The organism is Nevskiales bacterium (assembly GCA_035574475.1).
In the GTDB taxonomy this organism is placed as follows: domain Bacteria; phylum Pseudomonadota; class Gammaproteobacteria; order Nevskiales; family DATLYR01; genus DATLYR01.
On sequence record DATLYR010000003.1, the window covers coordinates 26489 to 39512 of the forward strand.

Genomic DNA, 13024 nt, shown 5'->3' on the forward strand with positions numbered 1-13024 from the left:
GATCAGCGCGTCTTGATGTCGTAGGGGATCTGTTTGAAGGTGACGCCCGCGGCAACCAGCGCCGCGTCGCCCAAGCGCGTGGTTTCGCCGTAAATCACCTTCGGCCCGTCATGCGGGTAGCGTTCATTGAGCATCTGCAGGATGGGGCGCGTCAGCACGTTGCCACCGTCCGGCCGCTTGTCGCCCAGAATGCCGTTGAACAGCAGGTAGTAGGCCGTGCCGTTGTGCCGGCCCAACAGCGGTTTGTTGAACGTCTTGGCTGCCGGGGTTGCCGTCTCGAAATGCCAGATGAACGCGGCCAGTGTGCCGAAGCGTACTTCGGGATTGATGCGGCCATCGGCGTCGAACGCCGCCTGGCCCAGCGTACAGAAGCGGAAGCCGCCACCACCTTTCCAGCCCACCGCTTCGCTAATGCCGCCCTGCTCACCCTCGATGACCTTTTGCAGGCGTGGGATGCAGTGCGTGCGGGCATGCTCGCCCATCTCGATTCCGATATAGCGGCGGCCCATCTTGTGTGCGACGGCGGCGGTTGTACCCGAACCAAGGAAGGAATCCAGAACGATGTCGCCAGGCTGAGTAGAAATGTTCAATGCCCGCTCTATCAGCCGTTCCGGCTTTGGCGTACCGAAGGATTCCTCGCCGGGGAACAGCGCGCGCATTTCGTTTTTGGAAGTGCGGTTACTGCCCACTGCGTCCTTGCCCCACAACGTACGCGGCACAAGGTCGCTGACCTCCGACAGGTAACGCTTGATGCTCGGCCGCGCGTCTCCATTCGGCCCCCACCAGATTCGACCGTCTGCATCCAAGGCGCGCAACTTCTCCTCAGAAACTCGCCAGTACCGGCCCGGTGGCGGTGAGAAGGTCCGGCCTGTTGGACCCGTGATGCTGTACTGGCCTTTTGAATATGGTTTGTTCGCGTAAGGGTCTCCAGGAAGCCAGGGGCCGCGTTCGTCGTTGTCAGGGTTCGTGTAGATCGAGTTGGCTTCCTCCGTGCGTGCCAACTTTATCGGCGTCCAATCGGGATGACGCGCGTAGACGTGGATGTAGTCGTGGTCGCTGGAGAACTGACGTGCTGAGTTTCGCGGCGAGTCGGCTTTTTCCCAGATAACGGTCGTAACAAAGTTTGCCCGGCCAAAAACTTCGTCCATGAGCACCTTGAGGTAGTGCCCTTCGTTGTCGTCAATGCTGACCCAGATGCTTCCCTCCTCCGCGAGTAGTTCACGCAGCAGCACTAGACGCGGATACATCATGCTCAGCCATTGGCTGTGCTCAAGCTTGTCGTCGTAGTGCTCGAATGCGGACTGCGTGTTGTAGGGCGGGTCAATGAAAATGCACTTCACCCGCCCGGCATAGACCGGAATCAGCGCCTTGAGCGCCAGCAGGTTGTCGCCCTGGATCAGCAGATTGTCCGGCGGGTTTTCCTCGCTGCCGCCATGCACGGCCTCCTGCTTGAGCAGGTGAACCGGCACCGAGCGCGTGGCCTCCTTCGCCTGATTTTTGTTGACCCAATCCAGAAACGGCATTCAGTTGTTCCCCATGCAGTCCTGCAGCCTTATGGCGGTGAGCCGCTGGCCGTTCTTGTCTACGTTGGATGTCGCAGGGCCTCCCTGTATCTTACAGGCTCGAACAGCACGCACCCAATACGGTCACGATGAGCGAAAGGGCTTTAGTAGACGGATGGCCCGCATGGGCGCCAAAGGACTTGCTGGAATGGTTCGGCCGGGTCGCAGATAAGCTCCCACCCAGACAGTTCGAGTTCTATGCGAAGCTCGCCAGCGATCAACGCATGCGTGAGGTTTGGGTGTGGTACGAGAAAGCCAGACATACGGCAACCCATCCGCTCGGCCGATCATCACTCTCATTCTGCATGAAAATCGCGGGCGCAATGAGCCTGCCCGAGAAACCCGGCAACATGAGCGTCAAGCAACGCGAGAAATACTTTGCGAAGGTTCGTCTGCACGCGACCGCTTTGCGCGATCTGCTTAACGACACCCTGTTTGACTACACCCCATTCAGCGAGCTGGTCATAGATCAAGAGAAACTTGCGGATACCGTTGTAAGAGACCTGCAACCTTGGGGCGACGACGAGACGGGGCACGTTGTTGCTTATTGGGTGGACGACGACGGCGTGCGCAGGATGGACTGGGATTACCCACAATCACATTTCACGGAGCTTTTATTCAACGTCATTGAGTGGACACGCCAGGAAGATTTCTGGGGAAGAGGCGGGTTGATGTCTAGCGCCCCAATCGGTCAAGCGAATTCGCCGAACATGCGCACAATATATTTCAACTACACGTTGTATAGCTCTCTTCTGCGCGACGGAATCAGCATTCCTTTCGCACTGCTTGCTACCACAGCGAATGTGGCACTGGATCTTCCCGCGCATTTGCTGGTGGATGAGGACACGGTGCGTAAACAGGTGCGGCGAGTCGAGGCCCGCCTCCGCAAGGAGGCTCCCGACAAAGCGTTCTGAGCGGACAAAAATCCGCGGCTTCCCCATTTTTTGTCCTGTCGCAAGCTGACGCTTTACGCGAGCATTCGCCCATGTTCAGCACTGCCCAGAGGAGGGCGAGCATGGCCGAAAGCATCTTGCGACTGCCACAGGTGAAGGCCCGCACGGGCCTGAGCCGTTCCAGCATCTACGCCGCGATCTCGCGCGGCGAGTTTCCCAAGCCCGTCGCCTTGGGCACCCGCAGCGTCGGCTGGCCTGAAAGCGAGGTGAGCGCCTGGATCGAGCGCCGCATCGCGGCATCCCGCCGGCGCGCGGCGTAGGACGCTTATGGGGCGGCGTGCGCGCGGCGCGGAGCTGGGCGCCAAGCGGGAACCTGGGGGCTTTTCGGCATGGCCGAGAGCTTGCGCTAGAAGCGAAAACTTTTACCGGCTGAGCTACACGGCACGGTCGCTACTGTTCGAGTTCCTGACGCAGTACAGCGGGGCAAATAACGGCGATCTGACCTGCGCCTGGACCGTCCTGCGGGTCCGAGGCTGGAACTCCAAAAGCACGATTCAATTCGCGCGTGACGAGCTGCTGCGTACCGGCTGGATCGTGGTTACTCGCTATGGCGGCTTGGGCGTTACGGAACTGTACGCGTTGACGTTCTTCGACATTGACGAGTGCCAGGGCAAGGTTGATCCGGAGCTGGTTGGCCGGCGCCTGAGTTACTGGCGAACAGGCCGCAATCTGCACTATCTGCCGAAGAAAAAGGCCGCTGCAAAAATGAAAAGCCACCCCGATTCTCAGGGCGGAAAGTCCCGAAATTCGGGGCGGCAAATCCCTATTCTCAGGCAGGCGTCATGAAGGCAAGTCCCGATTCTCGGGTTTATTTGGAAGCCGCTGGACGCTGGCCTTTCCCCGATTCTCGGGGAGCTTCTAAGTTTTACCACTCCCTACCCGTACATCTGGGCGCTGTTCATGGGCGGATTCGGTAGCGGCAACACCGGCTGGCGCCCTCACCTGGAGAGCGCCTTGTGCCTGAGTCTGCCGAAACTCAGGCACTGGGGTTACGTACTGGCCGGCGGCACCGTCACGGGCAAACTGATCTGGACGTATGGCACGGATCAGTACGCGGGTTCCATTCGAGTCCACGCCAACGAGCACGGTGGCTGGATCGAAATGCGCCACGAACTTCGTGAGCGCGCCCAGAGCATCGAGCTGGTGGCCGTGGCCCCGCCGTTCGGCGGCGTGCGCTGGTACATGCGCTGCCCCTACACCGGCCGGCGCGCGCTCAAGCTCTACCTGTTCAACGGTATCGAACTGTTCTGCTGCCGTGACGCGATCCGTCCGCGGCCCACCTACGCCAGCCAGCGCGTCTCAGGCTCCGACCGAATCATGGCGCAGCGCTGGGCGATACGGCGCAAGCTGGATGATCCCGGCGACCTGTTCACGATCCTGACGAAGCCGAAGTGGATGCGCTGGCGGACGTTCGAGCGGTACGAGCAGCACGACAATGCGCTCGCCGAGCGTGAGAACGTGCATCTCTTGAGGTTGTTGGGAAGGCTGCAGAAAAAACGGGGTTAGCCAGAAGTTTTAGGTTTATCCCGCCGTGCGCAAGCCGCAGGCGGGTCCTTCCCCTGCACCCTTTGCGGGTAATTTGGACCCCGCCGTTTTCCTAGATTCGTCGGGATTTTCGCGTTCCTTCACATGGGCAATACGACACCCGCGTAAATGCTGGGGATCGGCGCACCGAGGTGCAAACAAATCGAGGCCCTACGGCGGCAGGTAGCAGCCGTGCTTGCCGTCGTAGACGCGCCAGCAGAGGTCCTGGAGCTGGAGCCGAAGCACGGTGCGGTCCACCTGCCGGGCACGGGCGGCGGCGTCGGCCAGCTCTGCGTCGGTGGGCGGCACGGTCGCGCAGGCGGCCAGCAGCCCGGTCAGCAGCGCGGCAATCGTGGCGGAGCGGTACATGCGGGAATTACAGCACAGCGCAGGCTCACCGGCTGAGCCTGCACCCGTGGTATCAAGGACAAGTCTTTCAACCCGTGCCAAGGGAAGGGATAGTATGGCCGTGACTCGCTCAATGACATGCTGCGAAAGGACCCGGAAATGGTGCATTTGGCGATAGGCTTGCTGTTCAGGTGGGCGCCGTGATCCGGCAGCTCGACCTGGAGCCGTTCGATGCCCGTGACCCTCGGCTGATCCTGTCTTGGGACCCGGAGACCGGGGAGATCAGCGGGCCCGGTGCGGCATTCGTGCGTGGACGCATGGAGGGCTCGCCCGATGGCTTTGTGTCCTGCCATCCGGTGCCGTATTACCACCCGCTCAGCCGGGACCCGTTGCGCAGCATGACCGACATGGCTGCGATACTGGGCTTCGAGTACAAGCTGCCGGATGACCTGCAGGAACACTATCCCCAGCCCGAAGAAGACCCAGAGGCCGACGAAAACACCGTCTACTGATGTCATGAAGGACTCAGACCTCCGCTATTTCGATGATTCCAAGCCGGTGTGTCAGTGCGATATTGCGCAATGCGAAATGTGCCAGCACTTCAAGGGCAAGCGGAGCTGCGCGGCTTTCGATCAGATCCCGGATGCGATCTGGGACAACAAGTTTGACCACCGGCAGCCCCATGCCGGCGATAAGGGTATCCGCTTCGAATGGCGCCACGACATCCGGCCACCGGCCGGCGCCTAGTCGCGGGAAGTTAGCGTGATGGGGATACGAGTGGGGATACGTGGTGGCCCGCGCACAAGGACCATCACAGAATCAATCAGTTAGCAGAGAGTTCGGGTCCTCTCCTGGCACCAAACAAACCGGCGGCAGCCGGTTTTTTTGTGCGCGAAACCATGCACTTAGCCGGCTTTCGGGTACCGCGGGGCGCAGCTCAGTCAAGTGGATGCCGCAGGATGATGGTATCGGCACGATCCGGGCCGGTGGAGATGATGTCGATCGGTGTGCCGGTGATTTCGGCGATGCGCGCAAGGTAAGCGCGCGCGTTCTTCGGCAGGTCGGCTTCGCGGCGCACACCGACGGTGGACTCCCGCCAGCCCGGCATGTCTTCGTAGATCGGCTGGCATTCGCTCAGCGCCTCGGCGCCCAGCGGCGGCTGGTCCAGCGTCCTGCCGCCGGAACTGTAGCCGACGCACAGGCGGATGGTGTCCAGCCCGTCGAGCACGTCCAGCTTGGTGATGCACAGCCCGGACAGCGAGTTGTTGAAGATCGAGCGCCGCGCCGCCACTGCGTCGAACCAGCCACAGCGTCGTGGCCGGCCGGTGGTGGAGCCGAACTCGTTGCCACGCGTCGCCAGATATTTGCCGACGTCGTCGGTGAGCTCGGTCGGGAACGGCCCGGAGCCTACACGCGTGGCATAGGCCTTGATGATGCCCAACACATAGTCCAGCTCGCGCGGACCGACACCGGTGCCGGTGGCGGCGCCGCCGGCGGTGGTGTTGCTGGAGGTGACGTAGGGATAGGTGCCGTGGTCCACGTCCAGCATCGCGCCCTGCGCGCCTTCGAACAGGATGCTGTCGCCGCGCACGGTGGCGTGCATCAGCACCTCGGTGACGTCGCAGGCCAGTGGCTTGAGCACTTCGGCATGCGCCATCGAATCGTCCAGCAGCTTCTGGAAATCCACCGGCGCCTCGCCGAAATACTTCTGCAGCACGAAGTTGTGGTAGTCCAGCGCCTCGCCCAGCTTGGCGGCGAAGCGCTCGCGGAAGAACAGGTCGGCCACGCGCAGCGCGCGGCGCGCCACCTTGTCCTCGTAGGCCGGCCCGATGCCGCGGCCCGTGGTGCCGATCTTGCCGGCGCCCTTGGCCTTCTCGCGCGCCACGTCGAGGCGCACGTGGTAGGGCAGGATCAACGGGCAGGCCAGACTGATGCGCAGGCGCTCGCGCACCGGCACGCCGCGCACCTCCAGCCCCTGCATCTCCTTGATCAGGGCCTCGGGCGACAGCACCACGCCGTTGCCGATCAGGCACTGCACGCCCTCGCGCAGGATGCCGGAGGGGATCAGGTGCAGCACCGTCTTCTCGCCGCCGATCACCAGCGTGTGGCCGGCGTTATGGCCGCCCTGGAAACGCACCACGACACCGCAGCGATCGGTCAGCAGGTCGACGATCTTGCCTTTGCCCTCATCGCCCCACTGGCTGCCGATCACGACAACGTTCTTGCCCATCGCTGAATCCGACTCCGAATTAACGCTTGGATGACTTGCCGCGCGCCAGCTGCAGCAGCATGGCCAGGTCGGCGCTGAACCCCGTGGCGGGACGCGCACGCCCGAACACCCGGCCGGCGGCGTCATAGCGGCCGCCGCGCGCGATCTCGCGTCCCTGCCCCGGCGCGAAGGCCGCGAACACGATGCCGGTCTTGTAGCGGTAGCCGCGCAGCTCGGCGAGGTCCACGTGCAGCGGCACTTTCGGCGCCTTCTTCGTCAGGCGCTCGGCCATGCGCTCGACCGTATCCAGCGCCGCTGCCACCGGCCGGCCCGCGCCCTTCAGCTGGCTGCGTGCCCGCGCCAGCACCGAGACGTCGCCGTTGAGGTCGATCAGCGCCTCGAGCCAGGCGGCGGTCCTGGCCGCCGGCCGGTGCGTGCGCAGGAAGTCTTCCAGGTCCGGCCGCGACTTGCGCTGCAGGACGCCGAACAGCGTTTCTTCCTGCTCCCCGCTGAAACCGGCCCCGGCCGCGAGCGCGCGATAGATGCCGACATGGCCGAGGTCGAGATAGGGCTTGCGCAGGCCGCAGAGCGCCAGCGTCTCGAGCATCAGCAGGACGATCTCGAGGTCGCCCTCGATGCCCGGCTCGCCGAACAGCTCCACGCCCACCTGCAACGGGCAACGTGACCCGCCCAGCCCGTCCGGCAGCGCGCGCAGCACGGTGCCGATGTAGCACAGCCGCGCCGGACCGGCGGTCTTGAGCCGGCTGGCGTCGATGCGCGCCGCCTGCGGCGTCATGTCGGCGCGCACGCCCATCAGGCGGCCGCTCAGCTGGTCGGTCAGCTTGAAGGTCTGCAGCTCGAGGTCATGCCCGGCGCCGGTCAGCAGCGAGTCCAGGTACTCGATCAGCGGCGGGACGATCAGCTGGTAGCCGCGCCTGCGGTAGAGGTCGAGCAGCCGCCGGCGCATGGCCTCCAGGCGCCATGACTCGGGCGGCAGGATTTCCTCCACGCCCTCGGGCAGCAGCCAGCGGTCAGTTCCCATGACAAAACGGCCTTTTCCAGCGCAAACGGGGGGTTATTGGCGCAGCAAGTGTAGCAGGACGAGGCCGCTGCCGACCGCCACCGCGCCGGCGATGCGCAGGCTGCGGTTGTCCAGCCGGGCGATTTCCGCGATGACGGCCTTCCAGCGCTCTGGCGCCAGCAGCGGCCACAGGCCCTCGATGACCAGCACCAGGCACAGGGCCCGCAGCAGATCGAGCCAGAGCGGGGACATCTAGCGCCCGCCGGCTGGCGGATTGAAGTAGCGGAAGAACTCGCCCTCCGGCTCCAGCACCAGCACGTCGTCCTTGCTGCGCAGAGTATTCTGGTAAACCGCGAGGCTGCGATAGAAGCTGTAGAACTCGGGGTTGCGGCCGTAGGCGCGGGCGTAGATCTCGGCTGCCTCGGCATCGCCCTGGCCACGGATCTTCTCCGCCTCGCGATAGGCCTCGGCCAGGATGACCTCGCGCTGCCGGTCGGCGTCGGCGCGGATCCTTTCCGCGGCCTCGTCACCGCGCGCGCGCAGGTCGTTGGCCACGCGCTTGCGCTCCGACTCCATGCGCTCATACACCGAGCGCGTGACCTGGTCGGGCAGGTCGATGCGCTTGATGCGCACGTCCACCACCTCGATGCCCATGTCGGCCAGCTGCGGGTTGGCTGCCGTGGCCAGCTTCTTCATGATCTCGGTGCGCTCGCCCGACACCGCCTGCTGCACGGTGCGCGCGCCGAACTCGTCGCGCAGGCCGCCCTTGATGATCTTGGACAGCCGGTCCAGCGCCTTGGCCTCGTCGCCGCCGGTGGCGCGGAAATAGCTGCCGACGTCCTTGATACGCCATTTAACGAAGAAGTCCACCACCAGGTTCTTCTTTTCCAGCGTCAGGAAGCGTTCTTCCTTGTTATCGAGTGTCAGGATGCGGCCATCGAAGCGCCGCACCTCGTCGATCACCGGCCACTTCAGGTGCAGGCCGGGCGCGTAATCGGTGCCCTTGATCTTGCCGAGCTGGACGACGACAACCTTCTCGCGCTCGTCCACGGTGAAGGCGGACCCGAACACCAGACCGACGACGGCAATGGCCAGGAACAGGAGACTGAGCTGCCGTGGCGTCATGGCTTACCTCCCGCGGCCGCGGTAATCGTTGGCGGGGGCCGCCGGCGCGGGACGCGCGGCCGGTGCCGGAACCTGCGCCGCCGCATCGTCCGCCGGCGCGGCCGGCGCCTGGCGCATCAGCTGATCGACGGGCAGGTACAGCAGCTGGTTGCCGCTGTCGCTGTCGACCACGATCTTGCTGGTATTGGCGAGCACGGATTCCATCGCGTCGAGATAGAGCCGTTTGCGCGTGACCTGGGGGGCACGCTCGTACTCGGCGCTCAGTGCCACGAAGCGGTCGGCCTCGCCCTTGGCACGCTCGACCACGCGGCTGCGGTAGGCTTCCGCCTCGGCAATCTGGCGCGCCGCCTCACCCCGAGCGATCGGCAGGATGGCGTTGGCATAGGCCTCGGCCTCGTTTTTCTTCTTGACCTCGTCCTCGCGCGAGCGCGTGACGTCGTCGAAGGCCGGCTGCACCGGATCCGGCGGCTGCACGTCCTGCAGCGTCAGTGTCGTGACCAGCAGGCCGGAGGCATAGGCATCGAGCCGATCCTGCAGAATGTTCTGGGTCTGCTGCGCGACCTCGACGCGGCCCTCGCTCAGTACGAAGTCCACCTTGCTTTTGCCCACGACCTCGCGCACTGCGCTCAGCATAGCTTCACGCAGCGTGAACTCCGGGTCGCGCAAGCGGAACAGGTAGTTCTCCGCATCGCTCACGCGGTACTGCACTGCCAGCTCGACGCTGACGATGTTCTCATCCTGGGTCAGCATCACCGCACGATCGGACAGCGACTGAACCTGGTCGACGTTGACCTTCTCGACACGCTGAATGGGATAAGGCAGATGCCAGTGCGGCCCCGGACCGGTGGTGGCGACATGCTTGCCGAACTGCAGCACCACCCCGCGCTCGGCCGGCTGGATGATGTACATGCCCGACAGGATCCAGATCACGCCCACGGCTGCGGCGATCGCCAGCGCACTGAAGCGCCCCTCGCGGCCCGGTCCGCCACCGATGCCGCCGCGCAGGCGGCGCAGCAGCGTTTCGAAATCCGGCGGCCGCGGCCCCCGGGACGACCTGCTCCAGGGATCCTTGCCGTTACCGGGTTCATTCCAGCCCATGCTCAGTGTCCTGTCACGCCGCGTGCCTGCTTGCGCGGGCAAGTGTACTGGATACCTTCCTGCCGAAACAGCCGTTCCATCTGCGCGCGCGGCAAGGCAATGCGCAGGCGCGAACCCCCCGTCGTGTCGGCCGTCTCTTGCCGCACGGCGCCCAAGGCGAACAGCCGAGCGCGCAGCCGGCCAGCGGCCGCCGGCAGGACGAGTTCGCGCTCCTCGATGTCCGGGTAGAAACGCTCGACCAGGGCCGCACGCAAAAGCTCCAGACCGGCGCCGCTCACCGCCGACAGATACACGCGCCGCACCTGCCCACCCTCGTCGCGCTCCAGCCGCGGCTGCGCACCCTCGATCAGGTCGATCTTATTGAATACCTCGATCTGGGGCACCTCCGCGGCGCCGATTTCTTCCAGCACTGTCCGCACCTGGCGGATACGCTCCATGCGCTCGGAATCCGCGGCGTCCACCACGTGCAGCAGCAGCTGCGCCTGGCGCGTCTGCTCGAGTGTGGCGTGAAAGGCCTCGACCAGGTCGTGCGGCAGGTCGCGGATGAAACCGACCGTGTCGGCGAGAATGACGTTTTCGCCCGCACCCAGCGGCAGGCGACGTAGGGTTGGGTCGAGCGTGGCGAACAGCTGGTCGGCAGCATAGGCCTGAGCGCCCGTGAGGCGGTTGAACAACGTACTCTTGCCGGCGTTGGTATAACCCACCACCGAGACGGCGGGAATCTCGGCCTTGCGCCGCGCCGCGCCGCTGGTGCTGCGCTGGCGCCGCACCTTGTCCAGCCGGTCCTTGAGCCGCTTGATGCGGTCGCCGATCAGGCGCCGGTCGGTTTCCAGCTGGGTTTCGCCGGGACCGCGCAGGCCGATGCCGCCTTTCTGCCGCTCCAAGTGCGACCAGCCACGCACCAGACGTGTGGCCAGATGCTGCAGCTGCGCCAGTTCCACCTGCAGCTTGCCTTCGTGCGAGCGCGCGCGCTGCGCGAAGATGTCGAGGATCAATCCGGTGCGATCCAACACCCGGCATTGCAGCAGCTTTTCCAGGTTGCGCTCCTGGCTGGGTGACAGATCATGGTTGAACACCACCAGCTCGGCGCGGTGCGCGGCCACGGCAGCGGCGATCTCGGCGGCCTTGCCGCTGCCGGCAAAGTATTTGGCGTCGGGCACTTCGCGGCGACCGCCGAGCGCGGCCAGAATCTCCGCGCCGGCCGAGCGGGCGAGTTCGACGAACTCGGCCTGGGCCTGGGCGTAGTGCGTACCGGGAAACTCGAGGTGGACCAGAACGGCCCTCTGGCCGCCCCGGGGGCGCTCAAACATCCGCGCCTCTTGCAGAGTCAGTCTGCAGCGCTGTCACCCTCACCGGCAGAGATCGAGACGTTGCGCGCCGGCACCACCGTCGAGATGGCGTGCTTGTATACCATCTGGTTGACGCTGTTGCGCAGCAGCACCACGAACTGGTCGAAAGACTCGATCTGGCCCTGCAGCTTGATGCCGTTGACCAGGTAGATCGAGACCGGGATGCGCTCTTTACGCAGGGCGTTCAGGAACGGCTCCTGCAGGGTTTGTCCTTTTGACATGTTGTTCTCCGGCTACCCTTTAAATTTTCGCAATCTGTCCACCAATCAGTGTAACACAGGCCTTTGCCGGTTCAGCCGACCAGGCCGGCCCGATCCAGGTACTGCCGCACCTGCCGGGCCAGTTCCAGCGTGTCGCTGTCGAACCAGGCATCGACCGCCTCCCGCCGCAGCCAGGTCAGCTGGCGCTTGGCGTACTGGCGCGAGGCGTAGATGGCCCGGCTCACTGCTTCGTCCAGACTGAAGTGTCCGTCGAGGTGGAGCCACAGCTGCCGGTAGCCGACGGCGCGCATGGACGGCAGCTCCGGCGACAGGTCGCCGCGCGCGCGCAGGCGCGCCACCTCCGCCAGGAAACCGCGCGCCATCATGCCGTGGAACCGCTGGGCCAGACGCTCCCACAATCGCTCGCGGGACGGCGGTGCCAGCGCCAGCAGGTGCACCGGCCAGGGCAGCGTCGGCCGCGCCGCCGCGTACAGCTCGCTCGGTGTCGCGCCGGTGAGCTCAACGATCTCCAACGCCCGCTGTATGCGCTGGGCGTCGTTGGGGTGGATGCGCGCCGCCGTGCCCGGGTCGCGCACCGCCAGCCGGCGGTGCAACTCCGGCCAGCCGACCGCGGCCGCCTCGGCGCTGAGGCGCGCGCGCAGTTCGGGCGCCGCCGACGGCAGGCTGCTCAAGCCCGCGCGCAGTGCACGGAAATACAGCATCGTGCCCCCCACCAGCAGCGGAATGCGACCCTGCGCATGGATGGCGGCGATCTCGCGCAGCGCATCGGCACGGAAGCGCGCCGCGGAATAGGTTTCGGCGGGGTCGCAGATGTCGATCAGCCGGTGCGGCGCCTGCACCAGTACCTCCGGCGACGGCTTGGCGGTGCCGATATCCATGCCACGGTACACCATGGCCGAGTCCACGCTGACGATGTCGAAAGGAAGACTTTGCGTCAGCGCCACGGCCAGATCGGTCTTGCCCGAGGCGGTCGGCCCCATCAGGAACACCACCGGCGGGCGGGCGTCGGCCGCTGTGCCCATGCAATGCTCAGCGGCCGCGCAGGAACAGGCGGTCGAGCTCGGCCAGGTCCACCTGCACCCAGGTCGGGCGGCCGTGGTTGCACACGCCGGCGCGCTCGGTGCGCTCCATGTCGCGTAGCAGACGATTCATTTCCTCGGCGGTGAGCCGGCGGTTGGCACGCACGGCGTTGCGGCAGGCCATGTTGCCGAGGATACGGTCCTGGAGCTGCTGCAGCCGCGCCGCACTGCTCTCGCCGTCGAGATCGGCCAGCACGTCGCGTGCCAGCTGCGCGGCGTCCTCGCCCTGCAGCAGCGCCGGCACGGCACGCACGCGCAGGCTCTGCGGGCCGCTGCGGTCCAGCTCCAGCCCCATCGCTGCCAGCGTGGTGGCATGCCGTTCGGCCAGCTCGGCATGCGCGGCACTCACGGCCACGGTCTGGGGCACCAGCAACGGCTGGCTGCGCACGCGGCCCTGCGCCAGGTCGCGCTTCATCGCCTCATACAGGACGCGCTCGTGCGCGGCGTGCATGTCCACCAGCACCAGGCCCTGCGCGTTCTGCGCCAGGATGAAGACCCCGTGCAGCTGCGCAAGGGCAAACCCGAGCGGCGGGGC

The 13024-nt window shown here is 65.4% G+C and carries 17 protein-coding genes; 5 read left to right on the forward strand and 12 right to left on the reverse strand.

The window, feature by feature from the left end:
• Window positions 1–2: 2 nt before the first annotated feature.
• Entirely contained in the window at window positions 3–1523 is a 1521-nt protein-coding gene (locus tag VNJ47_00245; GenBank protein HXG27264.1) for a site-specific DNA-methyltransferase, read from the reverse strand.
• A 179-nt stretch (window positions 1524–1702) separates the two neighbouring features.
• On the opposite strand from VNJ47_00245, the gene VNJ47_00250 reads away from it, so the two are divergent.
• The 4 genes from VNJ47_00250 to VNJ47_00265 all read left to right on the forward strand — a co-directional run bounded on the left by VNJ47_00250 (window position 1703) and on the right by VNJ47_00265 (window position 4021).
• Window positions 1703–2476, forward strand: coding sequence for a hypothetical protein (locus VNJ47_00250; GenBank protein ID HXG27265.1), 774 nt, complete (start codon window positions 1703–1705; stop codon window positions 2474–2476).
• A gap of 101 nt (window positions 2477–2577) precedes the next feature.
• The gene (locus VNJ47_00255) at window positions 2578–2775 is read left to right on the forward strand and encodes an AlpA family transcriptional regulator (protein ID HXG27266.1); all 198 of its coding nucleotides are present in this window, start codon (window positions 2578–2580) and stop codon (window positions 2773–2775) included.
• Between the two features lie 7 nt (window positions 2776–2782).
• A complete protein-coding gene (locus VNJ47_00260) occupies window positions 2783–3301 on the forward strand; it encodes a hypothetical protein (GenBank protein ID HXG27267.1) in 519 nt (172 codons plus the stop codon).
• Between the two features lie 114 nt (window positions 3302–3415).
• Entirely contained in the window at window positions 3416–4021 is a 606-nt protein-coding gene (locus VNJ47_00265; GenBank protein ID HXG27268.1) for a hypothetical protein, read from the forward strand.
• A gap of 189 nt (window positions 4022–4210) precedes the next feature.
• On the opposite strand, the gene VNJ47_00270 is transcribed toward VNJ47_00265, so the two are convergent.
• Complete coding sequence (locus VNJ47_00270) at window positions 4211–4408, reverse strand: hypothetical protein (protein HXG27269.1); 198 nt, start codon at window positions 4406–4408, stop codon at window positions 4211–4213.
• Between the two features lie 179 nt (window positions 4409–4587).
• Between VNJ47_00270 and VNJ47_00275 the strand changes: the two genes are divergently transcribed.
• Window positions 4588–4899: a hypothetical protein gene (locus VNJ47_00275; GenBank protein ID HXG27270.1), complete on the forward strand. Its 312-nt coding sequence runs from the start codon at window positions 4588–4590 to the stop codon at window positions 4897–4899.
• A gap of 13 nt (window positions 4900–4912) precedes the next feature.
• Here VNJ47_00275 and VNJ47_00280 read toward each other — a convergent pair whose 3' ends face one another.
• The 10 genes from VNJ47_00280 to mutL form a co-directional block, all read right to left on the reverse strand.
• On the reverse strand, window positions 4913–5107 hold the full coding sequence (locus tag VNJ47_00280) for a hypothetical protein (GenBank protein ID HXG27271.1): 195 nt from the start codon (window positions 5105–5107) through the stop codon (window positions 4913–4915).
• Between the two features lie 217 nt (window positions 5108–5324).
• The gene (locus VNJ47_00285; protein HXG27272.1) at window positions 5325–6617 is read right to left on the reverse strand and encodes an adenylosuccinate synthase; all 1293 of its coding nucleotides are present in this window, start codon (window positions 6615–6617) and stop codon (window positions 5325–5327) included.
• Between the two features lie 19 nt (window positions 6618–6636).
• Complete coding sequence (locus VNJ47_00290; GenBank protein HXG27273.1) at window positions 6637–7638, reverse strand: ATP phosphoribosyltransferase regulatory subunit; 1002 nt, start codon at window positions 7636–7638, stop codon at window positions 6637–6639.
• A gap of 33 nt (window positions 7639–7671) precedes the next feature.
• Complete coding sequence (locus VNJ47_00295; GenBank protein HXG27274.1) at window positions 7672–7869, reverse strand: DUF2065 domain-containing protein; 198 nt, start codon at window positions 7867–7869, stop codon at window positions 7672–7674.
• Complete coding sequence (hflC, locus tag VNJ47_00300) at window positions 7870–8742, reverse strand: protease modulator HflC (GenBank protein ID HXG27275.1); 873 nt, start codon at window positions 8740–8742, stop codon at window positions 7870–7872.
• Between the two features lie 3 nt (window positions 8743–8745).
• On the reverse strand, window positions 8746–9840 hold the full coding sequence (gene hflK / locus VNJ47_00305; protein ID HXG27276.1) for an FtsH protease activity modulator HflK: 1095 nt from the start codon (window positions 9838–9840) through the stop codon (window positions 8746–8748).
• Window positions 9841–9842: 2 nt separating this feature from the next.
• Entirely contained in the window at window positions 9843–11150 is a 1308-nt protein-coding gene (gene hflX / locus VNJ47_00310) for a ribosome rescue GTPase HflX (protein ID HXG27277.1), read from the reverse strand.
• Between the two features lie 17 nt (window positions 11151–11167).
• A complete protein-coding gene (gene hfq / locus VNJ47_00315; GenBank protein ID HXG27278.1) occupies window positions 11168–11410 on the reverse strand; it encodes an RNA chaperone Hfq in 243 nt (80 codons plus the stop codon).
• A gap of 71 nt (window positions 11411–11481) precedes the next feature.
• Window positions 11482–12432 carry a tRNA (adenosine(37)-N6)-dimethylallyltransferase MiaA gene (miaA, locus tag VNJ47_00320; GenBank protein HXG27279.1) on the reverse strand — a complete coding sequence of 317 codons (951 nt, stop codon included), beginning with the start codon at window positions 12430–12432 and terminating at the stop codon, window positions 11482–11484.
• Between the two features lie 7 nt (window positions 12433–12439).
• Window positions 12440–13024: DNA mismatch repair protein MutL (gene mutL, locus VNJ47_00325; GenBank protein HXG27280.1), on the reverse strand; the 585-nt coding region annotated here is incomplete at its 5' end.